We start from the raw sequence: 25,682 nt of genomic DNA on the forward strand, positions 1-25,682 counted from the left end.
TGCTTTGCAAACCAAATACGCTGATTTTTTGTTCTTTTGCCCCTCATAACGAAATCTAATGCATAATCCAGGTTAAAAGAATGGTGGGCGCCTATGGGAAGTTCCCTACAAGAAGCGAACAATGAACTTAAAGAAAATGGTAAAATCAAGTATGTGTTTAATGATTCTGGCAATGCTGCCTTAATTGTTATTCAGGGGCAATATCAGGAAGTACAAAAGGGCAATAAGCTCGTTTATACCTGGAACTGGAAAATGCCTGCAAAAGGCCTTGACCATGAAGAGCTCTTTAAGCTAACTGTTAAGTTTGAAGAATCCGAAAATGGAAGCCGCTTATCTGTCACGCAAGAAAGCTTGTCGGAGCATGAGCATATAAACCCAACACAAGAGGGTTGGGAAAAAGCTCTTAACGACCTTTACAAATATACAACACAGTCACAAAACGTCTCTGGCTGCAGAGAACTTGAGAAACAGCAGAACGTTGGCCAATAAACCCACTCCCCCTCTTCCTGAATCCTTGCTTGGAAAGAGGGGAAAAATAAACTTTGAGACAAATGAACTTTTGTAAATCTTTCGATTACTTTTTTTACTATAACCATTTTTACTGCATTCAACAAAGACATACCCATACTTTTATTACATAAAAACACATAATTAAAAAACAGCGCTGCCGTTGAAGTGAATATTTTTAACACCTACTTTTATGAAAAACTTAATTTTAATTACAAGCTTTTTAATATTTTCTTTTCACACGTTTGCTCAAGAACAGCAAAGCAAGTTTATCAGAATAAGTGACTTTTACCTTCAAGGAGGAACCTTTGGAGAAAGAGGACGTTTTAAAACGCTGGAAGAGACGCAAAGAGCCTTACCTGAGTCAGACTTGTTAAGGCAAGACTATGACGGCTATCAAAGAACTCCTGAGTTCTACTACTTAAACACTGGCACTTTGTCCTTATTGGTAGGTTTTCAGTTTGCCAAAAGTAATGGAGAAGGATATAGAAGTAACCCACGCTTAAGGTTGGGGCTTATCTATTTATCAGGAACAGCTTTACATTCCTCCTATAGAAGACAGGACCGGTATCATGTTGACAATTTAACATCTGAAAACACAGGTCAAGTTTACCCAGTCGATTCTGTTTCTCAGCGAACACTCCAAACAAGACTTCTTTCGGAACAAATTCACCTAGAAGGTTCTTTGATCTTCAGCACAAACCCAGAAAAAAGGTTTACATTATTTAGTGGTTTGGGCATAACAGGAGGAGCTTCTTTCCAGTCAAATGCAGAAGTTAGGCATACACAACAATCATATACTACACATCCACCAGAGAACGATCGCATGCACATATCCCCTTTTTATGAAGGTGAAGAATATCAACAAGAAGATATAAGAACTGGAACACTGTTCGGCGCTTCTGCTTATGTCCCTTTGGGCGTCAATTTCCGCTTTGGAACCACCGACGATTTTTGGAAACTCTTGAACCTTTACTATGAAGCCAGACCTTCGTTACAGTTTACCTCTATTCCAAACTTAAGCATGCAAACAACAGCAGTCATACACCATAATATTGGCCTTAGAGTAAGCTGGTAGGTATAGGAATAGACTTGCTTGGCTAACATAGAAGTTCTATCGCACATTTCAGGTTTAAGAAACGTTTTTCTACCTTCGCTATAAATTTCCTTTAGAGCCATGAGCAAAAAGATACAGGAACTTATAAAGAAGGTTACAGGCGCGGATGAAATAAAAAAAGCTGAAGTCGTTCAAAAACTTTGGAGCGACTATGGTCAAATCCTGAGGTTTGAGCTAAAGGGCAGTGCGCTTTCTTCTATCATAGTCAAGCAGGTTTTACTACACGAACCACCAAACCACCCAAAAGGCTGGAAATCTACTATAGGACACCAAAGAAAGCTAAAGTCTTACCAAGTAGAAACTGCCTGGTATCAGCATTACAGTGCTTCTTGTGATGAAAGCTGCCGAATACCTAAATGCTTGAGCATTGACTTTTTTGACGATGAAGTAGTCATGGTCTTAGAAGACCTAAATGCTGCTGGATATCCTGAAAGAAAATCCTTCTTACAATGGGATGAAATAAAAAGCTGTCTAAAATGGCTGGCAAATTTCCACGCAACCTTTCTACACCAAAAACCTGTTGGGCTATGGGAAATTGGTACCTATTGGCATTTGGAAACAAGACAGGAAGAGTTGGAAGCGCTAAGTGATCTATCACTTAAAGAAATGGCCTTTTCGATTGACAAAAAACTAAAGGCAAGTAAGTTTCAAACCCTTGTCCACGGTGATGCTAAAGTTGCCAATTTTTGCTTTTCTAAAGATGACCAAGAAGTAGCCGCTGTAGATTTTCAGTATGTGGGTGCCGGTTGTGGAATGAAAGATCTTGCCTACTTTATTGGAAGTTGTCTGGACGAGGAAAAAAGTGCAAAACTAGAGCTTCAAATCCTGGACTGTTATTTCGAAGAACTACACGCTGCCATTTTGAGAAAAAACATTAGTACAGACCCTGATAAGTTGGAAGAAGATTGGAGGTCTCTATTTCATGTAGCATGGGCTGATTTTCACCGTTTTTTGAAAGGATGGAGTCCAGGGCACTGGAAAATAAACAGCTATAGTGAGCATGTCACCCAACAAGTTATTTCCCAACTCCAGAAAGAATTGTCATGATGCTGACTTCTCATAATTTAGAACAACTAAGCCAACAGGCAATAAAAGCAGCACAAAAAGCAGCGAAAATAATTAATGAGTACGCAAACAAAGAGGTTAAGGTGGAAAGCAAAACAGGAGGAGAAAACCTGGCTTCACAAATAGTAACTGTTGCTGACCGCTTAAGCCAAGAGGTTATCCTTGAGGAACTTCAATCAACCTTCCAAACCTATAACCTTGGACTACTGACAGAAGAAAGTGAAGACGACCATAGCAGGTTTACCAAAGAATACTTCTGGTGTATAGATCCTTTGGATGGCACCCTCCCTTTCACAGAAAAGAAAAAAGGCTATTCCGTTTCCATTGCACTCATCTCGAAAACCGGAATACCACAAATAGGTGTTGTCTTTAATCCGGTCAATAATAAAGTACTCCATGCAGTTAGAGGTGTCGGGGTTTACGAAAACGGCCAGCCTGTAAAAATGCAGGATTTAAAAAAAACAAACAGGAGTTTCACCTTAATTATTGATAAAAGTTTCCGTAAACACCGTCTTTTTCAAAAGACAAAAGCATTTTTTGAGAACCTGTCCAGCGAACAAGAGTTGCGCATTATAGATACAGGTGGTGCTGTTTTAAATGCCTGTTGGGTACTGGAAAACAACCCAGCCTGTTATGTAAAGTTTCCCAAAAAAGCTACAGGAGGTGGTTCCTTATGGGACTTTGCGGCCACAACCTGTATTTTCAATGAGCTTGACGCTATTGTATGCAACTTGGACAACCAAGCATTAAACCTAAACCAAGCCTCCACCTTCATGAACAAACAAGGGGTTCTTTTCTGCACAAGCCCTTCCATTTCAAAAGCTGTTCAGGATTTCTATCATGAAAACAAAGATGGTTTCTTAATATAAACGACCCAAAAGTGCTGAGTTATTGCTATTTTGCTCCTCATGACGAAATCTATCGCATAATTCAGGATAAACACACGTGTTTCATGAGGAAAGTATTATTACTTGGACTAGGGTGGCTGTTTTTAGTGTTAAAATACAGAAGCAACAAAAAAGCATCAACCATTAAAGACAAGGAGTTTGCTGGTTCATATTCCTTAGCAGGGCAATTTATACTCCTTAGGATTTTTTTAATCCTTTTATCCGTAACTCTTCTGGGGCTTATAGGAACTGCCGTATATAGTGCAATAGTGCATGGACTTACTTAACCTGAAATACCTAATAGAGCTTTCTACTGCACAATTCAAGCATAAAAACATGCAAACAAAAACACTTAGTACAACCTCCGTTGTTCCCATTTATTAAGTAATAACCTGATAATACATAGGAAATATTAACCAAGTTTCTTTACTTCATGTTATGTTAAGCAAAAACCTGTTTTTAAGAGCGAGTTAAGAATGTCAGATCAGTCTAGGGACAAGTGGTTGAACCCTCAAACAGGGACTGCAGATGTGAAATGGGTAAGAAAGATTGCTGAAGCTTTCCCAGCATTTAAAAGCAGCAACTATGTAAAATACTTTTGGGGGCAGCTTATTTCACTTATAGGAACCTGGCTTCAAATAGTGGCACAAGGGTGGCTGGTATTAAAGTTGACCAATTCTGCTTTTCTTATAGGGCTGGTAACAGCTATGAGTACATTGCCCACCTTATTTTTCACACTTTTTGGAGGTGTTATCGTAGATAGGCTTTCAAAGAAGAAAATACTGATTTACACACAGTTTTCCGCCATGATATTGGCTTTTGCCTTAGGCCTACTCTCCATTTTTGACCTTATTACTGTTTGGCTGATCGCTCTACTGGCCTTTATGCTAGGCATGGTCAACGCATTGGACGCTCCTGCAAGACAGGCATTTGTATCAGAAATTGTATCTAAAGACCAGTTGACATCAGCCATAGCCATTAACTCTTCAGTGTTTAACGGGGCTCGGGTCATTGGCCCCGGACTGGCAGGATTACTGATAGCTTGGATAGGCACTGGTGGGGCTTTCATTGTGAACGGGGTATCTTATATAGCCGTATTGCTTGCGCTTACCAGCATGAAGTTACCTAAAAAGCTGGCCAAAACGCAACAACCAAAGGCCTTTCGTGCAATCAAAGACGGCCTAAAGTACACCTTTACCCACCCGGTTATTTCAACACTCATCTTGCTTGCGGGCATTATATCCATATTTGGCTGGTCATACACTACCTTACTGCCATTTATTGCTCAAAACACATTCCACTTAGACGCTACTGGTTTAGGTTACCTATATGCAGCATCTGGACTAGGGAGTTTGCTAGGGGCGCTGATAGTTGGTGGTTTTTCGAGAAGACTCTCTCCCCTACCTTTTATCTTTGTTGGAAACTTAATGTTCGTCATCAGTATCTCACTGTTTACTTTTACCACCAATTTACCGTTCGCTTTACTTTTGATGTTTCTTTCGGGAATGGGTTTATTGTTCCAGGCTGCCATGATCAATACCTCAATCCAACGTATCGTTAAAGACGAATTTCGTGGACGGGTAATGAGCATTTATATTTTAATGTTCCTTGGCATGACGCCTATTGGAAACTTACAGATAGGTTATGTCTCAGAAACTATTAATGTAGACTTTGCTATCAGACTAGGCGCTGCCGTGGTTTTTCTTGGAGGTCTGATTATTTTTGTCTTCCGAAATAAGATTTTAAGCAAATATAAGAGGTACAAAAGAACTTCAGAGGGTTAACGAAGTAAATTGCTTTCCACTCCCCTATAGCGCATTAATAAATTTATTCAAAATTTCTGCCACTTCTTCCGGCCTGCTCAGTATAGGCAAATGGCCACTTTTAAGCGTTTTAACTTTTTCAGCTTTAAGGTTTTGTGCCATTTTGTTTTGCACACCTACAGAAAACTCCCGGTCGTTTTCTAGCTTTATGTACATAGAAGAAATACCAGTAGGCTTGGCCATACAATTTTCAGTAAACAACAAAACTGATTCAGGAGTAAAGTTTTGGACAACCCACGCTGTTTGTTCGTCTGACAAATCGTTGCAAAGCCATTTTTTATAGCACTTTCAGGTGGCATGGTGCCTGAAAGCTTCAGAACTAATGGCATTATATAGCGCTGAGGAAAAGGAAGACAAGAAATAAAAGATTTACCGTTGGCGGGTATAGCAGCGCCCATCCCAACAATACCTACCGCTCTCTCTTTAAACAAATCTGCCACTTTGAGACCTAATTTACTTATACCCCATTGATTGATAGGTTTTGCAACAGAAGAAGCATAATCAACAAACTTCAAGTTTTTTTTACCTTTATTATTCCTTTTAGGGAAGTCAACAGCCAGCGATGGCATCTCAAGTTTTTCCTGTACCTTTTTCCAAATCATGCTGTTTAATCCAGCACCATGAAGAAGAACTACACCAATGTTGTTATCAGCTTTCATAAAAAAATACTATAAAAAATCTGCATAAAAAAGATGGTTAATTTTATAGAAAACAAATATACTATCCTAACAATCAGAACAAAATACCACAGAGGTATATTTTAGCAGAAAACCAGGCATTAATCCACATCACAAGAAAATAGTCATATGTGGTTAATTGGAGCACCAACCTAGAAAGACTAAATAGCCCCATTAGGAGCGTACGACCTATATATATAAAATACATCCGCCAACTCTCAATAGATGCCGGACCGGGTCCGGCAAGGGCTGTTATTTTTTTTCAGATATAAGCACCCAAACAGTTTTGCATAAGGTAAAATAAAGCAAAAAATAAATCCTTTTGATCTCCCCCCGCACCTGTTGCGGGGTCTGTTGGTAAGTAGCAGTATCCGTAAAATACGTCTATTAAAAAAACTACTTTCCTGCTAACTACTAACAGATGCCGGAACGGATCCGGCAAGGGCTGTTATTTTTGTTTTTCAGGTATAGGCACATCGTATTTCCTATCATTGTATTATCAATCGCCAAAACTTGTTACCTTTAGTGCTTTAAAACACCACCAAAGCTAATGACCAGCGTATTAGATTTTTTAAAACTCCATGTCGGAAAAGAAAACATAAACGCCCCTTCTCCTATGATGAAATGGTTAAATCCTGTAATTCTCTCAGCAGAGAAAGGAGCGCTTTCACTGAGGTACAAAATCAGGAAAGAATGGACAAACCCTATGGGCATTCTACATGGAGGGGCTACGGCAGCCATAGTAGATGATACTATAGGGGTAACTTCCTTTACTTATGGAGAAGATCACTATTATGCGACTATAAACCTAAACATCGACTACCTATCTTCCGCCAAAGAAAACGATATCATCATAGCAGAGGCTACAGTAATTAAAAAAGGACGTCAGTTTATAAATGCCCAATGTGACATTTGGAACGAAAGTAAAAGTAGGCTTATCGCCAAGGGGTATTCCAACATGTTTAAAACCGAAGTAAAAATCCCAACCCTTTAAGATATGAACATTAGAGAAAAACTAAGCGTCTTAGGACTTCAACTACCAGAGCCTCCGCCTCCTGGAGGAAATTACGTGTCAGTAAACATCCGAGGGAATATAGCTTATCTTGCCATACAGTTTCCAAAACAAAACGGAAAGGTTTATTATACAGGAAAACTAGGGGAAGTCCTTACCACCCAAGATGGATATAAAGCCATGCAGATGTGCGCTTTAAATGTGCTGGCGCATATAGACAAAAATCCAGGGTTTGACCGTATAGAGGGCTTGAACCACTTAGACGCATACTATGTATCCTCCGATTCGTGGACAAACCAAGCTCCTAAAGTAGTTGATGGCGCTTCTGACCTTTTTGTAAATGTTTTAGGGGAAAAAGGTGTCCACTCAAGAGCTATTTTCGGGGTAGACCGTCTACCGAGAAACTTTTGCGTAGGGCTTACAGCTACTTTTACTCTTTGCTGAGCTACTAATTCAGAAGCAGAATTCTCAGGATTAGAGAATGAACAGAATTGCTTATTGTCAGAAGCAGAATTCTCAGAATTAGAGAAAGAACAGAATTTTTCAGTGGAAAGAGAGGCGAAAGAATGCTTTTAAAGCCTAAGGGTACTTATAGGCTCCTTCCCTTTAATTCTGAAAATTCTAAAATTCTGGAAATCCTGATTCAGACGAATATTTTCAGAAGCAGTATTCGCAGGATTAGAGAATGAACAGAATTTTTTCAGTAGAGAGAAAGTCGGAGAAATTTTTTAAAAGCCTAAGAGTACTGATAAGCTCCTACCTCTCAATTCTGGAAATTCTAACATTCTGGAAATCCTGATTCAGACAAATAATGTCAGAAGCAGAATTCTCAAAATTAGAGAATGAACAGAATTTATCTGGTGCAAAGAGAGTCGGAAGAATGCTTTTAAAGCCTAAGGGTATTTATAAGCTCCTCCTCTTTAATTCTGGAAATTCTAACATTCTGAAAATCCTGATTCAGACGGATAATGTCAGAAGCAGAATTCTCGAAATTAAAGAATGAACAGAATTTTTTCAGTGGAGAAAAGGAACCGAAAGAATGCTCTTAAAGCCTAAGGGTACTTATAGGCTCCTCCCCCTTTAATTCTGGAAATTCTAACATTCTGGAAATCCTGATTCAGACGGATAATTTCAGAAGCAGAATTCTCAGGATTAGAGAATGAACAGAATTTTTCGGTAGAGAGAGAGTCGGAAGAATGCTTTTAAAGCCTAAGGGTATTTATAAGCTCCTCCTCTTTAATTCTGGAAATTCTAACATTCTGAAAATCCTGATTCAGACGGATAATGTCAGAAGCAGAATTCTCGAAATTAAAGAATGAACAGAATTTTTTCAGTGGAGAAAAGGAACCGAAAGAATGCTCTTAAAGCCTAAGGGTACTTATAGGCTCCTCCCCCTTTAATTCTGGAAATTCTAACATTCTGGAAATCCTGATTCAGACGGATAATTTCAGAAGCAGAATTCTCAGGATTAGAGAATGAACAGAATTTTTCGGTAGAGAGAGAGTCGGAAGAATGCTTTTAAACCCTAAAGGTACTGATAAGCTCCTCCTTTTTAATTCTGGAAATTCTAACATTCTGAAAATTCTGATTCAGACAAATAATGTCAGAAGCAGAATTCTCAAAAATTAGAGAATAAACAGAACTTTTCAGTGGAGAGAAAGCCGAAAGAATGCTTTTAAAGCCTAAAGGCACTTGTAGACTCCTCCTTTTTTATTCTGAGAATTCTAAAGTTTTGGAAATCCTGATCCTGACAGAAGAGATGCATTGTCTTATAAGTACACTTTGCATTAATCAACTTTGAAGGTTAGATTACATTGTATTTTTTGTAATAACCATTTTTTGCAGGCTTTGCATATTCTCTAATTATGGAAAAAGACGCATTAACCTATCAAATCATCGGATGTGCTATAAACGTTCATAACAAAATGGGACCTGGCTGGCAGGAAGTAATTTATCAAAGATGCCTTGCCATTGAGTTGGAAAGGGCTAATCTGTCGTTTGTACGTGAACAAGAACACGTGGTATATTATGACAATATTGAGGTTGGCACAAGGCGAGCTGATTTTGTTGTTGAAAATAATGTTGTTGTAGAACTGAAAGCCCTGACTGCTCTTCAGAATGTACACCTCGTACAGGCAAAAAATTATGTTGCGGCCTATCAATTTCCAAAAGGTTTACTCATAAACTTTGGGAGCAAAAGCCTTGAATACAAACTAATCTTTAACAACAGAACCACTTGTCAGAAGCAGAATTCTCAAAATTAGAGAATGAACAGAATTGCTTATTGTCAGAAGCAGAATTCTCGGAATTAGGGAATGAGCAGAATTTTTTATTGTCTGAAGCAGAATTCTCAAAATTAGAGAATGAACAGAATTTATCTGGTGCAAAGAGAGTCGGAAGAATGCTTTTAAAGCCTAAGGGTATTTATAAGCTCCTCCTCTTTAATTCTGGAAATTCTAACATTCTGAAAATCCTGATTCAGACGGATAATGTCAGAAGCAGAATTCTCGAAATTAAAGAATGAACAGAATTTTTTCAGTGGAGAAAGGGAACCGAAAGAATGCTCTTAAAGCCTAAGGGTACTTATAGGCCCTCCCCCTTAAATTCTGGAAATTCTAACATTCTGGAAATCCTGATTCAGACGAATAATGTCAGAAGCAGAATTCTCGGAATTAAAGAATGAACAGAATTTTTTCAGTAGAGAGAAAGTCGGAGAAATTTTTTAAAAGCCTAAGAGTACTGATAAGCTCCTACCTCTCAATTCTGGAAATTCTAAAATTCTGGAAATCCTGATTCAGACAAATAATGTCAGAAGCAGAATTCTCAGGATTAGAGAATGAACAGAATTGCTTATTGTCAGAAGCAGAATTCTCGGAATTAGGGAATGAGCAGAATTTTTTATTGTCTGAAGCAGAATTCTCAAAATTAGAGAATGAACAGAATTTATCTGGTGCAAAGAGAGTCGGAAGAATGCTTTTAAAGCCTAAGGGTATTTATAAGCTCCTCCTCTTTAATTCTGGAAATTCTAACATTCTGGAAATCCTGATTCAGACGGATAATGTCAGAAGCAGAATTCTCGAAATTAAAGAATGAACAGAATTTTTTCAGTGGAGAAAGGGAACCGAAAGAATGCTCTTAAAGCCTAAGGGTACTTATAGGCTCCTCCCCCTTTAATTCTGGAAATTCTAACATTCTGGAAATCCTGATTCAGACGGATAATTTCAGAAGCAGAATTCTCGGAATTAAGGAATGAGCAGAATTTTTTATTGTCTGAAGCAGAGTTCGCAGGATTAAAGAATGAGCAGATTTTTTTTCAATGGAGAGAAAGTCGGAAGATGTTTAATGAAGCCTAAGGGTAATTAGTGCGCACTGAAAAACGTACAAAACATTGACCTGTTTATTTTAGCATATTTCTTATTTTTTCGTGTACAGTAAATGGAGAAATTTTTAATCAACACGTTTTTTTGGACTAGCCACAAGGGTACATCTACTTTATGGTCTTACATTCGAAGTATTCCAATACATCTTCATGCAAGGCCATAAGTATCTTGTACACTGTATTTTTCAGCCGCCCCTAACCTACCCTTCGACACCTCCTTTTCTCCTTGACTCTTGGTTTAATTGCTATTTTTATTTAATTTTATCGCAACATTGTTGCAGTTAAAACTGTAGCTATAATTCTTTAAAGCAACCAGAGCATGAAACATATAAAAACGCTTTTTTATATACCGATACTTTTATTATTATCCTATTGCTGCAAACCTAAAGAGAAACCTGAAAAGCCTGATACTGAAAGACCAAAGGTTGAGCTACTTTATTCAGTCCCTGAAGGTGTAGATGCTCAGATTTGCGGGGCAACGGAGCCTGAAGTATTCATGCTTATGTCATCAGACACACTAGTACTTGACCTTCGATTTTCGGACAATCAAGAACTTTCTCAGTACAAAATTGACATTCACCACAATTTTGACTGTCACGGCCACCGAACCGCCCAAAGGCTCGGAGAGCCATGGTTTGTCGTACAAATCAAAGAGCTACATGGCAAAATAAGTAATGTCACAGAGAAGCTAAAAGTACCTGAAAATGTCGCTGCTGGAGACTATCATATTATGATCTTTTGTACTGACAAGGAAGGTAATGAGGCAGACCCTCTGGTACATAGCATTAAGATAGAAAACATAGCAGACCGAGAGCCACCTGCTTTCACTTTATCATCTCCTCTTAATAACCATTCTGCCGAAAGAGGAAGCACTATAACTTTTGAAGGGACAGCAACAGACAATCACAGCCTGAACAATGGCAGGGTTGAAATATATTACTACAATTCTTCAGGAGTGGAATTTACGGCAGCAGAAGAATATTTTAGCGCTGACGCTGGAACCTCGGAAGATTTTTCGGTCAACTTCACAGTCCCCCTTTCATCGGAACAAGGGCCACATAATTTCAAAGTAAGAGTTTTCGATGAGCTGAACAATTTTTTGGAAGAAAACATAACCATCAACTTCATTTAACCAAGGCAAGTGCAGCTGTCAGGAACCCTTTTTGGTGTTGTCTTTACTTTCTGGTGCTTTGTATCAAATGGCCAAAATGGCACTTTTGACCTTAGAGGTACAATCATTAACCCGGAAGGAGAAAAACTGGAAGGGGCTTTTGTGAGAAACCCGGACAGTAAGAAGACTCAGATAACAGATAAAAATGGAAACTTTCATTTTACAGAGGTAAATGAAGGAGTGAATCACCTGCATGTGACACATTCAGATTACCAAGACAAACTCCTTCACCTGGACCTGACATCTGACACTGTGCTTGAAATAGTATTGGACTATAAAGTTCACGAACTTGATGAAGTGATCATTACTTCTGACCCACTGAAACAAACCCGATTGCAAAGCTCTGTTTTATCAGAAAGCATAAGTCAGCAGTATATTGACAGAAATGCGGGAACAACTTTAATGAACACCTTGGAAAAACGTCCGGGTATCAGCTCTATCAATATGGGTGTAGGTATTTCCAAACCTGTTATCAGAGGGCTGAGCTTTAACAGGGTGGTTGTAGCTGATAATGGTATTAAACAAGAAGGACAGCAATGGGGAGCAGATCATGGCCTGGAAATAGACCAATATGACGTAGAAAACCTCGAAATAATACGAGGACCTGCTTCGCTGGTTTATGGTAGTGATGCCTTAGGTGGGGTAATCAATATCAAGCACGACAAACTTCTTCCTGAAAACACCCATACCGGACAAGTAAGGACACTATATCGTTCTTTTAATGACACCTATGGTCTGTCGGCCATGGCAAAAGGCAATATCAACAATTGGGGTTACAGAATTAACCTGACCGGGCTGGATTATGGAGACTACAGGGTTCCTGCAAAAGAGTTTACCTATAACCGTTTTGTACTGCCTGTATATAACGAAAGATTAAAAAATACAGCAGGAAGAGAACGGCATTTTTCTTTGAAAGTAGCCCGAAAGCACAAAAAAAGTGTTTCTTCAGTTACTTTTTCAGGATTTAATCAGGTGGCAGGGATTTTCAGTGGAGCCATGGGCATTCCTACTGCATATCAACTGGTTCATGATGGGGATTTTCGTAACATTGAACTACCTAAGCAGGATGTCAGGCATTACAAAATCATATCTAACCACATTCTAAGCTTTCAAAATTTTAAATGGGAAACAGACCTTGGTTTTCAGCACAATAACCGCAAAGAACACTCTTTCCCACACGCCCACGGCCAAGATACCACCGATGGTTCGGACCTTGCACTGCACCTGATCCTTAATACCTTTACTTTAAATACAAGACTGGTAAAAGAAGGTGAAAAACTGAGCAGTGTTTATGGGCTCCAGGCAAGTTTTCAGGATAACCGTACCGGAGGTTTTGAGTTTCTGATTCCTGATTATTATGCTTTTCAAAAAGGTCTTTATACGGTACAGAAATACAAGTTCAGCCCCCGCTTATATGTGAATGGAGGGATCCGATTTGAATATGGCCATATCAGCGCTGAAGAAACCTGGTTTCCTTTTTATTTTATGGGCGAGCGCATAGATACTACCTTGCGCAGCCCTTTATTGAAAAGAGACTTTTTTAATTATTCAGCAGCGTTGGGAGCTTCTTACATACTTACTGAGGACTTAAACCTGAAATTAAATTTCGGAAAAACTTTCAGGCTGCCTGCCGCCCCAGAGCTTACTGCCAATGGAATGCACCACGGTACTTTCCGCTATGAACGGGGCAGACCGGATCTAAACCCGGAGCAGGGCTATCAATTTGACTTAGTTCTAGCATATAATGCCCCACGTCTGAAACTTACATTCAGCCCTTACTATAATTATTTTACTAATTACATTTACCTTAGCCCTTCCGGAGTTTTTCCAACCATTAACATTGATGGCACATTATATCCCATACCTGAAGCGGGGCAAGAATACAGCTTCCGTCAAACCCCTGCCCTTCACAGGGGGGCTGAAGCTGAGCTTGTCTGGAGAATAAACAAAAAGTGGAATTACAACCTTACTGGAGACCTAGTATATGCCGACAATCTTATTACCGGTCTCCCGCTACCCTTCACTCCTCCTCCATCTGTTAAAAATGAAATTGTATTCGAATTAGCCAAGCTTAAAGGGAACTGGCGCAACTTCTTTGTTTCAGGAGAGTATCAGCTTTATGCTCCCCAAAAAAGGGTTGAAAGAAATGAACTGGAAACACCTGGTTTTCAGCTATTCAATATAGCTTCCGGTGTCAGCTTTAATATAAAAGACGTATCTGCTTCTTTGTATTTTCAGGTACATAACCTAACAGATGAAAAGTACTTTAACCACTTAAGCCGCTACCGCCTCCTTAATCTCCCAGAACCAGGAAGGACTTTTAATGTAACTTTAAAAGTCCAACTGTAATTTTTCTATTAACAAACAAGCGATAAAAACTAGGTATGCAATAAAATAAACATGCATTTCATTCTAATTTTTGATAAAAAAAGCCCTGTGGGAAAACACTCCCACAAGGCTATGCCAACTACTGTATTTGTGCACCGCAACAATCTGCATTGGTAGCATAGTGCGTTTCACTGTGCTTACGGCAGTGTGCATCATCTTCAGTATCACATAATAAACCTCCTTTTAATTTATTCGAAACTTCTGAGTCAAGAGAAGTTACAAAGCTTTTAAACTTAAGGTCAGATAGTTTTACTTTCTTTTCATTTTTCATGATTGTAAAAGTTTTAAGATTAAAAATTAATTTATACTGTTGCAACAATGTTGCAAATATAAAATGTAATATTTACCATACAAATTAATATGAAATTAATTTTCAAAATCTATAAGAATGGTTGACAAATACATATCATGAAGTATCTCGTGTATAAGCCCCTGCACCGTACCACGACTTTCTCCGAAACTTTCAGCCATTTCCGTAACCACATTTTCTAAAATATTACTTGGCTTTTTTGCTTCGATAAAAAGCAGCATGACTATAGCCTGTACGACATTTACTTGTAGTTCTTTTATACCTTCACAAGTCTTGCGCAAAAGAAGAAAAGTGTTTTCAGCCAAACAATTGGGCATTTTAGTAACAGGGTCATAGTCCTGATCGACCAGTTCATTACCTCCGTTAAGAATAAGCTGTTTGTGCAGGAGGCTTTCAGGCTTCAAACAGGTTTTAGCTATTTTCTGCTCTACATCCTCCTTAATCAGATACCAGCAGTCTGAAATCCTATCACAATCCATGGCGTGGATTAAATCATCTTTTTTCTTTGCATTCAATAACTTATGATTGCTTATCTTGTCAAACCAAATTTTAAAGGAATCAGGGAAATTTTTGTAATGGTTATTTCCTAAATATTTCTGAAGCGAAAAAATGTCGTCGTTTTTTAAAACTTTAAAAGTGGCAGGATACCTGTTGCGCAAAGCCTCTATAGGAAGGATTTTCTGAAGCTTTTTATTAGTATTATTGCTACTAAACCTAGGTATATCTGCATCGGGCTTCATCAAAGAAGGAACTTCTCCCGGATTAAGGCATTGCAGAAAATAATACCCAATTCCGGCAGCACCTAAAAACAAGGAAGGAGATTCCTTTTCATTGCCTCCGGGGTACCCACCAAGATATATGCCGTTTTCTTTCTTCTCCTGAATTGCCTTCAAAGCAATTTTTCTAGCATAACCTAGATATGCTTTGTTGCCAAAGGCCTTATGGTACTCAAGAAAAAGTAAGGCATTTCCGCATTCCCCATGGCATAAAGTAAATGACTTATTATGAAAAGAATAACTATCCGGGTCAATTTCTGATGTCTTCAGGCAGGACTGCAGGTCTTTGTTATACGTACCGTAAAGCTTTGACGCATAAATCCTGCTCATTCCGATACCGGCAGCCCCATGGCACCAGGCATTCATAAATGAAGGCGTAGTAAAAATCTTGGTTTCTTTATTCAAAAAAGCTGTTTTAAACTGCTCATAGTTCTGCTCATTGATACCTTTTCTGAAATCCGGCCAGTTGCACCTTTCCTGATCGAAGAACGAGTTTTCATATTCAAAACCTTCTTCAGCCAGTGCAACAAAAGCGCTATTTCCTGTTAATCGGGCTAACATAAAAAGTACATAGGAAATACCGCTTACCCCATGCGAAAACCCGCACAGTCCCCGGATATTCATTGGGAAACGATCCCAATAAATGCCTTTCCGTCCCCACTTGGTTTCCCTTAGCAGATCTATGACTTGTTTGTTGATTATCTCAATGATATAATTACGGGGCATTAACTCATATACCTTCAACAGCCCGAGAATGACGCCAGCTTTGCCAAGCAGAAGGTCATTTTTTTGAACATCTGCACTTTGAACAAATTTCAGCTGTGCTGCTACTGTCTTCCGCAGACCGGGCAATGTTACATAGGCAGAAGCTTTGAGCAAAACATACAGCACACCCGTCCGTCCGGTATAAAAAGAAAAAGAAGCAGGCGAATTCTTTCTGACATGTGCAAGCAGGAAAGACGCTGATTTACGGATTACCCTAAGAAAAACAGGGTCAGGATTTAAATTATAAAGTTCCAGATAGAAAAGCAAAATGCCCGCATTCCCGTTATAAATGCTTTCCTCAAATTCACGCTTATACCCCCCTGAAAAAATCACAGTTTCCCAGAACCCCGGGTTATCATCACCCAGAATGAAATACGCATGTTCATAACCAATATCTGCAACACCTTTTGCTATTGTTAATTCTTCTTGAGTCATAGTTCTGATAATGATTTCCAAAGGGCATATGCTATCCAGGCCTCATCCCTGTTTACGACACCCAATCTGTTGTTTGACATATGTATTAAGCTGAAATATGTGAGCCACAAATCTTCCCTTGAACCAGATTTCCCGCTTTGCCCGTAAAAAGCACCTTTTTTCAACAAGTCATCATAAAAACAAAAGATTTGTTTATTTTCATCTATCCAGTACTGCATCCACTCTTCATCTGTTTCTTTATCAACCATGGCCTGCCATAAGGCAGACACATAAGGTACCAAGTGACTCTTCTGGTCGGCAAAGGCTTTTTCAAACGTAAATTTCACATCGATCTGAGCTGCTTCTGCGGGCAGGAATGCATTAAGAGACAAATAGCACTTCCTAAAAAATTCTGCAGTACTTTTCAGGTCTGCTCCCAAAGCAAACGCAAAGCTCAGTTGTACAGGGATAGCAGCTTCAAGTGCATGTCCGTATTTCCAATTTTCCTGAGATGAAATAAGCTGAAGTGCTGTGGCAGAAGATAAGTTGAATTGCTGCTCGGCAAGGGCCAATGGTTCACCCCCTCCATACCTGAAAATTTCCGGAACATACTCCTGCTCCCGGACATCAACAGGGAAATCAGTTTTTGAAAAGCGCTTACAGGCTTCTGAAATAATTTTTGGGTGCAGTTCAGCAAAAGAGAGTAACCTGAGACGGATGTGTGCCCCGCCCTCATGATACCGTATAAAAAACCATGAGCTGCAAAATGCTTCTTGTTCCATATTCCTAACGAAAGGGAGCGTATATTCCTTTAGCAACTGGTTTTGGTATTCGGAAGGGCAGAATAAATGGAGAGAAAGATACTTTTCCATCATTATTTAATTATAGTTATACCACTGAACCAGCAGCTCTGATACATGCTTACCATCTTCTATTTCCTGCACCTGATGGCTTGCAGGAAGCATTTCTTCCACTATAAGCGCTTTAAACTGCCTGGAAAGCACCCTTTCAAGAAGGCCTGTTAACAATGGATTTCTAAAATCAAAGTAAAAGGGCTTATAGTCATCCAAACGAGGCTTTTTACCTTTCGGAACCCTTTCCTTCAAAGGTTTTAATCGTATAAATACTTCATCGGGCAGCTCAAGCGAACTTTTCCAGCGGAGTATCTCCATCCAGGTCTCAAATGGATCTGAGACATGAGCCTGAGGAAGCTCTTCAAAAGGTATGTACCATCGTTTTCTCTGCAGAACAATATCCTCATCATAAACAAGCCGCGGAACAACGGTGATATTGCCGGACTGTCTTGCGTATTTTTCTTCCAGAAGGTCAATAACCGGCTGAATATACACCAGGGGTGAAAAATTGAAAAAAGAAAGCATGTTGTACAATCCAGACCTTCCCCTGGCAGACTGAAAGTCTAGATCAAAAACCTCTACCTGCTTTCCTGAAGGCTTATGCCATAGCATGAGATCGTTTCTCCGTGGGTTTGTTTTTACCACAATATCCTCAACCTCCAAAAATTCATAGTTTTCCCTGTCCTTCACTGCCCCCGGCATAGAAATTTTATAAGGGAGCATAGGAGGATGCATGTTGGCATTGAAAACAGAGGCATCATTGTTTTCGGAGAGGATTTTCTTCCCTGAAAACTTATTGTTATGATGCAAGACATTGTTGTGGAACTCCTTTGGCAGGCAATGCAAAAATCTTCCGGCCATTCTCCCAAAACCAGTAAAACCGGCATTCAAAATAGTTTTAAAGCGTCCCGAATCTTCAAAAAACTGTAAAAAAGCTCCATATGAACCAGGCTCAGGGCTTGATAATGAACAAGTAGTACCTGCAATATTTACCTGGTCATGATCACCGGTTGCGATCTCAGAAAGACGCTCCTTCAGCTCAGACAAACATGCCTTTCTTGTTTTTCTTATGCTCAAAACTTCTTCACACTCCTCCTTTTCCTCCACTTCCTGCATCACCACCTCTTTTTTATAGCGTCTGTAGCTTTCGTAAAAATCAGTAAGGGGAATTTCAAGCTCCTTGTCATAGTATTTATTGAAAATGGCTTTCATTTTGGCTTTTTCTTCAAAAGAAGGATCAGTGAAACGTATTAAAGAAAAAAGCTGGTCAAGCTTTCGGATCAGATCATTGGCATAACAATCAGCCTCTGCCAAATTGACTGTAGCATCCTCATAAAAAACATTTTCCTCTTTCAGATAAAAAAAAGTATGTGGCTTATGGAAAAAAGAGCCGGCATCATATTCGGGAAGTTTATTTTTAAGATACTTCTCATAGAACAGTTTTCCATTTTCAAATGAAAGCCGCTCTTCTTCCGGCAAGCCGGCTACAGTATGTACATCAAAACATGCCTTTTTTAGAAGGGCGAATGATTCAGAAAGTATCCTGCTTCTACCTCCACTGTTTTCCTTTATAAAGCATCGCCCCATAAAAGACAATTGATCAAGTGCATGGGCCAGACCTGAAACAGCAGGCAGAGAAGAAAATTCAAGGCGCGACAATATACTCCTTAACTTTAGCTCCCATTCAGGGTCAGTTCCTGACACTCCAAATTCAAAATCCCAGAGACCATATTTACGAAGGTTCAAAAGGTACTCTTCCAGTTCAGATACCTCACATTCAATTTTGCTGCTCAGCTGTTTCGTTAGTTCAGAAAAGGTGTACTCTTTTTTTCTTAAAAGCCCTAAAAGCATTTCAAGAACCTTGTTCATCTCTACTTCCTGAAAAACATCTATATTTTCCATGTTACAGAGAAACCTCATTTTTCCCTCATTTACAGTAAGGCAGCTATTTAGCTGAACCTTCAAGTGACGGTAAAAAGCTGGGTAAAAGGAAAGCAAATCTCTGATATACTTAAAAATTTGATTGTTAAGCCGGACATGACTTGTAATTCTGTCCCCACCTTTAACTTTCATCTGCAGGGGTTTCTCTCCATTTTTTCTTTCCTGCATTTTTACAGGAGCAAGTGCTGTGTAAATACTGAAGGGGGAGGTTTTAGTATGCATCCGTATGTAATAGCGCAGTAAACCCCGTTCTGTCTGGTAGTCCTTTTTCTTCATTCTGTCAGGCTGGCCTAACCGGTAATCTTTCAACTGCTGAGACAAGGAACTACTGCTAAGCACCAAGCCCTTTTTAAAAAGCTCATCGTCTACAAGTCCTTTAAAGTGCCCACGTATGTCTCCTGAATGCAAACAGAATTCACTGCAGGCTTTACTTCTGGCCTTTTCATATGCAGCATGCTTTTCTGCAAGATTTTGCACCTTTTCATATAAGTCTGGGTAAAAAGTTCTGATCTTCAGCAAGTCCTTGCCAAGCTTGTGAAACCTGCTGTTAAAAACATCTCTTTTCAGGTTTATTAAAGCTTTCTGAAGCTCAGGATTAGACGCTTTTTTTACCAAAGGGAAAACAGCATCAGAAATTTCCGTTCTCTCAGCGGCTAATATATCTTCCGTTCGCAAAAGGTCATTTACTGTTTTCAGAAATACATCAGGCAATTGCAGCCCTACTAAGTTCTCGAGCCTTCCGGTGGCCTGTCTTACAAGAGCATAGGGGAAAATATCCATATTTTTATTACTGATTGTTAAATAATGATCTAAACCGGGAAAAAAAGCGTTCAATAATCCTTCTATCGTCGGTAATAATTTCAGCCACCCCTGTCATATCCTGCTGAAATTCTATTTCCTTATGATAGCTGGTGATAAGTCCTTCGGTAAGTTTTACTTTAATAAAGTAGTTGCCATTTCGGGGGACAAGTGATATGGCAGCCACCTCTCCTTTAAGGATTCCGAACTGCTGGTACGGAAAGCCGTCTAGCTTTATGTTTACCTTCTGCCCGGTTCTGACTTTACCGGAACCCTGTACAGGCATTAAAGCATTTCCAAAAATTTCTGACTGTGCAGGAACAACCACCATTACCTCTCCCCCTTCGTTTACATATTGGTTATTGCTCCAGAAAGAAAAGAAAGATACCCTGCCGGCCACAGGAGACTTCAGCACATAATTCTGCTCCCAGAGGCTTATTTTACCTGACAGATTTTTATATGCCTGTTCTATACTGTTTTTTAAACTGTAGGCTGTTTCTTTGTTTTCCAGCATGAGATCGGTAATCTGCGCATTGAGTTCAGCAATCCTGACTTCATTTTCAAGAATGGAAGACTGGATATTTTCAACGTTTCTTGCATTTTTAATAGAGGTATATTCGGACTCATTCTTTTCTATTCCTGTAATGGCACCTTTTAGAAAAAGTGAAGAGTCTGTCCTGAACCTGGCCAAGCTAATTTCTAGCTCTCTGGAAGCAAGTTTGAGTTCCTGCTCCAGCTGTTTCCTCAGCTCCAGATATTTTTGCACCCTCAGGTGCAGGTGCTTTACTTTCTCCTCCCTCAAGTTCATTTGCAGAAACTGCCGGTACTCCCTGACACTTTTTAAAAGGCTAATATAATCCGGCTGCATTTCGGCTAGGTTAGCATGCTCAGGCAGGGGCACTTCGGGTATAATAAGGTCATCAGTGATAAGAAACTTATTGAGCAGCGTTAAATGCTCCTTAACCTCCAGTACCACTTTATGATCAACAGGGTTAACGATTACCCCCATATAGTCGCCGGTTTCTACAGGTTGATTATCATTTACCAGCAAATGGAGTCTCCCGGCAGTTCTTGAAATAATCTCAGCCGGTGGGTTATAAGTTGTGATTTTCACCCGTGCAGGCACAATGTCAGGGTATTTTATCAGGTAACTTAACAGCAATAGTACAGAAACGACTCCCGCTATAAGACTTATACCCCACCGGATCAGCCAGGAAGGCATAGCCGATAAAATCTCCTGCACCTCTTCGCTCCTTAGCGCTATTTGTTCTTCAGTTTGCTCCATAGGTTCACTAATTTCCAAGCTCCAACTGATTTTTAACGAGGTGGTAATAAGCCCCTTTACCATCGATCAGCTCCTGATGGCTTCCGCATTCAATAAGCTTGCCCTTGTCAAGAGTAATTACCTGATGGGCATTACGGACAGTACTTAACCTGTGCGCCACCACAATGACAGTCCGCCCTTTAAAAAATTCCTCAAGGTTGTTCATAATAATTTTTTCATTATTGGCATCCAGCGCATTCGTAGCTTCATCAAGAAAAATATAGGCAGGATCCTTATATACCGCCCGGGCAATTAGGATTCTTTGTTTTTGGCCCTGGCTCAGCCCGGTTCCCTCTGCCCCGATCTTGGTATTGTACCCCAAGGGCAATGACTCAACAAAGCCCCTGATATTTGCCACAGTAACTGCATGGAACAACTTTTCCCTGTCCGGTATCTCGTCACCGGGGGCAATATTAGCAGCAATAGTATCTGAAAAAATAAAACCATCCTGCATAACGACTCCACACTGTGACCGCCAGAACCTGCTACTAAAGTTGTTCAGGTCAATATTTCCTGCACGGACAGTACCCGGAGAAAGCTTATAGAATTTCAGGAGCAACTTCAGGAGCGTGGTCTTTCCGCTTCCGCTGGTCCCTACGATGGCCGTAATTTTTCCTTCAGGAATTTCCAGGTTTATGTCTTTCAATACAGCTTCGGAATGAGGCCCTCCGTAACGGAAAGTTAATCCAGAAACCGTTAGGCTTTTGTCTGCTGGCAGCCGGGTCACATATTCCAGTCCTTTTGCATCTTCATCCTCCCGGTCATGAACCTCCCCCAGCCTGAGAAGACTGAGCTTAGCATCCTGTGCAGAGCGAATGAAATCAATCATCTGGTTTACCGGAGAATTTAACTGCCCTATGATGTACTGAACAGCGAGCATAGCCCCTAGAGATATTTGTCCGTCTATTACTGCTTTAGCTGTAAGGAAGGTGATCAGTATGTTTTTTATTTCATTGATAAAAACAGAGCCGATTTCCTGATGCTGTTCCAGTGCCATGCTTTTAATATTAAGCCTAAACAAGCGTGCCTGGATATATTCCCACTCCCATCTTTTCTTCTTTTCACAGTTGTTAAGTTTAATTTCCTGCATTCCGGTAATAAACTGGATCAGGTTTGACTGACCGGAAGAAAGCTGACTGAAACGCTTGTTGTCCAATACTCGGCGCTGCTTCAGAAAAATAAATATCCACAGCGCATACAAGAGGCTTCCGCCTAAAAAGAGCAAAAAAACAGGCAGGTGATAAAAAGCCAGTACCAGCCCGAACACTAGGATGTTGATGCCCGAAAAAACAACATTAAGGGTTGAAGAAGTAAGGAAACTTTCTATTCGCTTATGATCTCCTATCCGCTGTAGCAGGTCTCCGGTCATCTTGCTGTCAAACCAGGAAACAGGCAACCTTGTAAGCTTCAGAAGAAAATCGGAAATAATCGTGATGTTGATACGGGCACTGATATGCAAGAGTATCCATCGCCTGAAATATTCAACTGCCGCTTTACTGAAATATAACATCAGCTGACCTGAAAGTATCAGATATATGAAATTAATGTCCTGATTGACTATACCGGAATCAACCATTACCTGTGTCAAGAAAGGAAAAATGAGCTGAATTATGCTACCTGTAAAAAGCCCAAGCAGCAGTTGAAAGAGGTACTTTTTATAAGTCAGGAAGTAAGAGAACACATACCGGAAACCGGTTTTGCTTTTCTGCTCATCCTCTGCATTAAAAAACTCAGGGGTAGGTTCCAGAAGCAGAACTACACCTTCACTGGTGTGCCCTCCAGTCCATGCATTTACAAATTCTTTTTCTGAAAACTTTACTAAGCCATAGGCCGGATCTGCAACATATACTTTCCCCTTGGCACATTTATACACTACCACAAAGTGTTCCTGTTTCCAGTGCGCAATAAGGGGAAAAGGCGCCTCCTCTTTAAGTTTGTCAAATGGTATTCTTGCTGCAAGGGTTTTAAATCCCACAGATTCGGCTGCATCACTTATACCCAGCAGCGACACCCCTTCCCTGTTGATGTGGCACTTTTCCCGCAATGCCTGAACCCTAAAATTTCTGCCATGAAATTTTGAGATCATTTTTAAGCAGGTGGGCCCGCAGTCAACAGCTTCAAGCTGCCTATAGAAAGGAAATTCCTTAAATACCATCATTTTAATATTTGCAACAATGTTGCAAATATTAAAACATTAATTTACTTTTGCCACATGTTCAACAAAAAAATAATTTTTATTGATGAAAAACTTACATCGTTTGCGCGGATGTTATTTATTAATTCTGTGCTTTCTGGCCATAGGCCTGAATAAAGCAAATGCACAGGATGACTGGAAATGGGTAAAGCCACTTCCCCAAGGGAACTCTTTGTTCAATACACATGCCATTAACGAAAACCTTGTTTATGTATGCGGAGCCAACGGGGTAGTGTTAAAAACTTCCGACGCGGGTGATAGCTGGGAGATATTAAATACAGGAGCACCTTCTACTTTATATTCAATTCATTTTGTTAACCCCGACACAGGCTATGTAGCAGGAACCGGAGGCTATGTACTAAGAACAAAAGACGGTGGTCAAAGCTGGTCATTGATCAATGATGGAATTAGTGACTTTACCGGTGTGCACAATGGATTATATTTTATAGATAAGAACACAGGGTTCCTCAGTTCAGGTGTAGGCGGTGAGAAATATCTCTTTAAAACAGAAGACGGTGGTGATAACTGGACAGAGCTTCACAAAAGTCCAGGGGTTACGTTCCGTAAATTCTCTTTCATTGACAACAACACTGGTTATGTTTTTGCACAAGAGCCCGTAGGGCTGACGCCTTCTATTTTTAAAACTACTGATGGTGGCACAACTTGGGACTCTTTATCGACCATAACCGACACAAGACACGTTTATGATATTCATTTTGTATCTGAGAATACTGGTTTTGCCACAGGTTTTAACGGAGAATTCACCGGAAATATCATGAAAACCACTGACGGTGGTGTCTCTTGGGAGGAAATAGCTACCAAGCCAGCGTTTGTCCAAAGTCTATATTTTACTGATGCAGATAATGGATATGTGGTCGCTGATGATATATATGTAACAGCAGATGGAGGGGACAACTGGGAAGCACTTTCTGTGGAGGGGTCCAGTACATCCGGCGGGGCATTGAGAGGAGCTGAAGGCAATATTTGGCTAGTCGGCCCTTCAAACTCTGCCATATTTAAAGGTACCGCCTCTAATAATAATTTTGAAAGAATTTCTTCAGGCCATATTCCAGGAGAACTGCTCTCTATTGACGGCCACCAAGATGAAATGGTTGCAGTAGGCCGAAGAGGACATATCTACCATTCTAATGACCATGGCAAAGAGTGGCAAAGAGTGGCAAAAGACCTAACAGAAAACCACCTGATGGATGTATCATTTCCTGACCAAGAAATCGCAGTAGCCGTAGGCCGGAATGGAACAATTGTGATCAAAGAGAAAAACAAAGATTGGGAAGGTATAGATACGGAAATCGATTTTAACCTGAACGCAGTGTGTATTAAAGATGGCCATCATGGTTTTATTGCTGCTGACAGTGGACGCATTTTATATACACATGACAATTTCAAAAACTGGAACTTAAAGTTAATAGATCAAGAAAAAAGAAATTTCCATAGCATTCATTTCCTCAATGGGCATCATGGATTTGCCGCTGGCGAAATGGGAGTACTTATGGCTACTAAAGATGGGCAAGATTGGGATATTTTGGATGCAGGCGTCATCAATGACTTGTTTAGCATGTATTTCATGGACGATGACAATGGTATCATTACAGGTTCCAATGGTATGATCCTTCGAACTGAAGATGGTGGAGAGACTTGGGGAACGGTAACGTCCGGCACAGAACAAGACCTTCGTTCGGTATATTTTGCAGATGAAAGCCACGGATGGATTTCAGGCATTGGTGGTACACTTCTAAAAACTACCGATGGCGGTAGAACTTGGGAAGATGACGAAAAATTAACCTCCAACGCCATAACAGCTCTATACTTTAAAGACAAATCCCAAGGGTGGGCAGTAGGTGCAGGAAGCGGAGCAAACCCATATAGAACAATGCCACCGGCGGGCTTTGGTTCTATTTTACAATATAAAACCACTTCTCAGGATAATGGTACTTTGTCAGTACTACAGGAGGCTGAAGAGCAAAAAATTAATGTATATCCAATACCGGCTGAAGAATATTTGACATTTTCTTTTGAAGGGCAACCTGGTCAACAAGTGACAATTGAGATATTTGAAGCTTCAGGCAAAAAAGTTGAGGTGGCATACCAAGGGGAAACAAAAAACAACCAAAACTTGGTCACTTGGAATTTAAACGGAAAGCTTAAGCCAGGCATATATCTTTATAATATCAGAACAGGCCAAGACACTCAAACGGGTAGGTTTATAGTAAAGTAAGTTCTCAATACATAGCTGCCGGTTTATTGCCGGCAGCTTATTAT

General features: G+C 40.0%; 22 protein-coding genes and 1 pseudogene. 15 read left to right on the plus strand and 8 right to left on the minus strand.

Going from position 1 to position 25,682, the window contains the following annotated elements; genetic code table 11:
• The first annotated feature begins 81 nt into the window (after positions 1-81).
• The 6 genes and pseudogenes from RCC89_14375 (at position 82) to RCC89_14400 (ending at position 5,360) form a co-directional block, all read left to right on the plus strand.
• Positions 82-489: pseudogene (locus tag RCC89_14375) on the plus strand (SRPBCC family protein).
• 211 nt (positions 490-700) lie between these two features.
• Complete coding sequence (locus RCC89_14380) at positions 701-1,585, plus strand: hypothetical protein (protein ID WMJ74342.1); 885 nt, start codon at positions 701-703, stop codon at positions 1,583-1,585.
• 99 nt (positions 1,586-1,684) lie between these two features.
• Positions 1,685-2,671, plus strand: a complete 987-nt coding sequence (locus tag RCC89_14385; GenBank protein ID WMJ74343.1) for a DUF1679 domain-containing protein — start codon at positions 1,685-1,687, stop codon at positions 2,669-2,671.
• Positions 2,668-3,558, plus strand: a complete 891-nt coding sequence (locus tag RCC89_14390; GenBank protein ID WMJ74344.1) for an inositol monophosphatase family protein — start codon at positions 2,668-2,670, stop codon at positions 3,556-3,558. Before RCC89_14385 ends, RCC89_14390 begins: the two co-directional genes overlap by 4 nt.
• A gap of 83 nt (positions 3,559-3,641) precedes the next feature.
• Entirely contained in the window at positions 3,642-3,863 is a 222-nt protein-coding gene (locus RCC89_14395) for a hypothetical protein (protein ID WMJ74345.1), read from the plus strand.
• 189 nt (positions 3,864-4,052) lie between these two features.
• Positions 4,053-5,360 (plus strand): MFS transporter, encoded by a 1,308-nt coding sequence (locus RCC89_14400; protein WMJ74346.1) that lies wholly within the window; start codon positions 4,053-4,055, stop codon positions 5,358-5,360.
• A 24-nt stretch (positions 5,361-5,384) separates the two neighbouring features.
• On the opposite strand, the gene RCC89_14405 is transcribed toward RCC89_14400, so the two are convergent.
• Positions 5,385-5,582 carry an alpha/beta hydrolase gene (locus RCC89_14405; GenBank protein WMJ74347.1) on the minus strand — a complete coding sequence of 66 codons (198 nt, stop codon included), beginning with the start codon at positions 5,580-5,582 and terminating at the stop codon, positions 5,385-5,387.
• Positions 5,546-6,058, minus strand: a complete 513-nt coding sequence (locus RCC89_14410) for a hypothetical protein (GenBank protein ID WMJ74348.1) — start codon at positions 6,056-6,058, stop codon at positions 5,546-5,548. The genes RCC89_14405 and RCC89_14410 overlap by 37 nt, the downstream gene beginning before the upstream one ends.
• A gap of 568 nt (positions 6,059-6,626) precedes the next feature.
• Between RCC89_14410 and RCC89_14415 the strand changes: the two genes are divergently transcribed.
• The 8 genes from RCC89_14415 to RCC89_14450 all read left to right on the plus strand — a co-directional run bounded on the left by RCC89_14415 (position 6,627) and on the right by RCC89_14450 (position 13,987).
• Positions 6,627-7,070 carry a PaaI family thioesterase gene (locus RCC89_14415; GenBank protein WMJ74349.1) on the plus strand — a complete coding sequence of 148 codons (444 nt, stop codon included), beginning with the start codon at positions 6,627-6,629 and terminating at the stop codon, positions 7,068-7,070.
• 3 nt (positions 7,071-7,073) lie between these two features.
• A complete protein-coding gene (locus RCC89_14420; GenBank protein WMJ74350.1) occupies positions 7,074-7,532 on the plus strand; it encodes a RidA family protein in 459 nt (152 codons plus the stop codon).
• Positions 7,533-7,899: 367 nt separating this feature from the next.
• The gene (locus RCC89_14425) at positions 7,900-8,091 is read left to right on the plus strand and encodes a hypothetical protein (protein WMJ74351.1); all 192 of its coding nucleotides are present in this window, start codon (positions 7,900-7,902) and stop codon (positions 8,089-8,091) included.
• A gap of 862 nt (positions 8,092-8,953) precedes the next feature.
• On the plus strand, positions 8,954-9,352 hold the full coding sequence (locus tag RCC89_14430; protein ID WMJ74352.1) for a GxxExxY protein: 399 nt from the start codon (positions 8,954-8,956) through the stop codon (positions 9,350-9,352).
• On the plus strand, positions 9,325-9,612 hold the full coding sequence (locus RCC89_14435; GenBank protein ID WMJ74353.1) for a hypothetical protein: 288 nt from the start codon (positions 9,325-9,327) through the stop codon (positions 9,610-9,612). The genes RCC89_14430 and RCC89_14435 overlap by 28 nt, the downstream gene beginning before the upstream one ends.
• Before the next feature lie 281 nt (positions 9,613-9,893).
• Positions 9,894-10,181 carry a hypothetical protein gene (locus tag RCC89_14440; GenBank protein ID WMJ74354.1) on the plus strand — a complete coding sequence of 96 codons (288 nt, stop codon included), beginning with the start codon at positions 9,894-9,896 and terminating at the stop codon, positions 10,179-10,181.
• A gap of 605 nt (positions 10,182-10,786) precedes the next feature.
• Complete coding sequence (locus RCC89_14445) at positions 10,787-11,599, plus strand: DUF4625 domain-containing protein (GenBank protein WMJ74355.1); 813 nt, start codon at positions 10,787-10,789, stop codon at positions 11,597-11,599.
• A gap of 9 nt (positions 11,600-11,608) precedes the next feature.
• The gene (locus RCC89_14450) at positions 11,609-13,987 is read left to right on the plus strand and encodes a TonB-dependent receptor (protein ID WMJ74356.1); all 2,379 of its coding nucleotides are present in this window, start codon (positions 11,609-11,611) and stop codon (positions 13,985-13,987) included.
• Between the two features lie 118 nt (positions 13,988-14,105).
• Here RCC89_14450 and RCC89_14455 read toward each other — a convergent pair whose 3' ends face one another.
• From RCC89_14455 to RCC89_14480, 6 genes are all read right to left on the minus strand, one after another.
• Positions 14,106-14,297, minus strand: coding sequence for a pinensin family lanthipeptide (locus RCC89_14455; protein ID WMJ74357.1), 192 nt, complete (start codon positions 14,295-14,297; stop codon positions 14,106-14,108).
• A gap of 95 nt (positions 14,298-14,392) precedes the next feature.
• A complete protein-coding gene (locus tag RCC89_14460; GenBank protein WMJ74358.1) occupies positions 14,393-16,312 on the minus strand; it encodes a lanthionine synthetase LanC family protein in 1,920 nt (639 codons plus the stop codon).
• A complete protein-coding gene (locus RCC89_14465) occupies positions 16,309-17,166 on the minus strand; it encodes a thiopeptide-type bacteriocin biosynthesis protein (GenBank protein ID WMJ74359.1) in 858 nt (285 codons plus the stop codon). Before RCC89_14465 ends, RCC89_14460 begins: the two co-directional genes overlap by 4 nt.
• Positions 17,167-17,169: 3 nt before the next feature.
• Positions 17,170-19,866 (minus strand): lantibiotic dehydratase, encoded by a 2,697-nt coding sequence (locus RCC89_14470; protein ID WMJ74360.1) that lies wholly within the window; start codon positions 19,864-19,866, stop codon positions 17,170-17,172.
• A 7-nt stretch (positions 19,867-19,873) separates the two neighbouring features.
• The gene (locus RCC89_14475) at positions 19,874-21,232 is read right to left on the minus strand and encodes an HlyD family efflux transporter periplasmic adaptor subunit (protein ID WMJ74361.1); all 1,359 of its coding nucleotides are present in this window, start codon (positions 21,230-21,232) and stop codon (positions 19,874-19,876) included.
• Positions 21,177-23,366 (minus strand): peptidase domain-containing ABC transporter, encoded by a 2,190-nt coding sequence (locus RCC89_14480; protein ID WMJ74362.1) that lies wholly within the window; start codon positions 23,364-23,366, stop codon positions 21,177-21,179. The genes RCC89_14475 and RCC89_14480 overlap by 56 nt, the downstream gene beginning before the upstream one ends.
• An 82-nt stretch (positions 23,367-23,448) precedes the next feature.
• Between RCC89_14480 and RCC89_14485 the strand changes: the two genes are divergently transcribed.
• Complete coding sequence (locus RCC89_14485) at positions 23,449-25,638, plus strand: YCF48-related protein (GenBank protein WMJ74363.1); 2,190 nt, start codon at positions 23,449-23,451, stop codon at positions 25,636-25,638.
• Positions 25,639-25,682 lie beyond the last annotated feature (44 nt).

It is taken from the genome of Cytophagaceae bacterium ABcell3 (assembly GCA_030913385.1).
Lineage (GTDB): Bacteria > Bacteroidota > Bacteroidia > Cytophagales > Cytophagaceae > ABcell3.

Bases quoted from the DNA above. Each gene is read 5' to 3' on its own strand.
- RCC89_14420 (WMJ74350.1), top strand. From the start codon at position 7,074: ATGAACATTAGAGAAAAACTAAGCGTCTTAGGACTTCAACTACCAGAG.
- RCC89_14400 (WMJ74346.1), top strand. From the start codon at position 4,053: ATGTCAGATCAGTCTAGGGACAAGTGGTTGAACCCTCAAACAGGGACT.
- RCC89_14430 (WMJ74352.1), top strand. From the start codon at position 8,954: ATGGAAAAAGACGCATTAACCTATCAAATCATCGGATGTGCTATAAAC.
- RCC89_14405 (WMJ74347.1), bottom strand. From the start codon at position 5,582: ATGGCCAAGCCTACTGGTATTTCTTCTATGTACATAAAGCTAGAAAAC.
- RCC89_14390 (WMJ74344.1), top strand. From the start codon at position 2,668: ATGATGCTGACTTCTCATAATTTAGAACAACTAAGCCAACAGGCAATA.
- RCC89_14445 (WMJ74355.1), top strand. From the start codon at position 10,787: ATGAAACATATAAAAACGCTTTTTTATATACCGATACTTTTATTATTA.
- RCC89_14440 (WMJ74354.1), top strand. From the start codon at position 9,894: ATGTCAGAAGCAGAATTCTCAGGATTAGAGAATGAACAGAATTGCTTA.
- RCC89_14410 (WMJ74348.1), bottom strand. From the start codon at position 6,058: ATGAAAGCTGATAACAACATTGGTGTAGTTCTTCTTCATGGTGCTGGA.
- RCC89_14475 (WMJ74361.1), bottom strand. From the start codon at position 21,232: ATGGTAAAGGGGCTTATTACCACCTCGTTAAAAATCAGTTGGAGCTTG.
- RCC89_14460 (WMJ74358.1), bottom strand. From the start codon at position 16,312: ATGACTCAAGAAGAATTAACAATAGCAAAAGGTGTTGCAGATATTGGT.
- RCC89_14380 (WMJ74342.1), top strand. From the start codon at position 701: ATGAAAAACTTAATTTTAATTACAAGCTTTTTAATATTTTCTTTTCAC.
- RCC89_14480 (WMJ74362.1), bottom strand. From the start codon at position 23,366: ATGATGGTATTTAAGGAATTTCCTTTCTATAGGCAGCTTGAAGCTGTT.
- RCC89_14425 (WMJ74351.1), top strand. From the start codon at position 7,900: ATGTCAGAAGCAGAATTCTCAAAATTAGAGAATGAACAGAATTTATCT.
- RCC89_14465 (WMJ74359.1), bottom strand. From the start codon at position 17,166: ATGATGGAAAAGTATCTTTCTCTCCATTTATTCTGCCCTTCCGAATAC.
- RCC89_14415 (WMJ74349.1), top strand. From the start codon at position 6,627: ATGACCAGCGTATTAGATTTTTTAAAACTCCATGTCGGAAAAGAAAAC.
- RCC89_14385 (WMJ74343.1), top strand. From the start codon at position 1,685: ATGAGCAAAAAGATACAGGAACTTATAAAGAAGGTTACAGGCGCGGAT.
- RCC89_14455 (WMJ74357.1), bottom strand. From the start codon at position 14,297: ATGAAAAATGAAAAGAAAGTAAAACTATCTGACCTTAAGTTTAAAAGC.
- RCC89_14485 (WMJ74363.1), top strand. From the start codon at position 23,449: ATGAAAAACTTACATCGTTTGCGCGGATGTTATTTATTAATTCTGTGC.
- RCC89_14470 (WMJ74360.1), bottom strand. From the start codon at position 19,866: ATGGATATTTTCCCCTATGCTCTTGTAAGACAGGCCACCGGAAGGCTC.
- RCC89_14395 (WMJ74345.1), top strand. From the start codon at position 3,642: ATGAGGAAAGTATTATTACTTGGACTAGGGTGGCTGTTTTTAGTGTTA.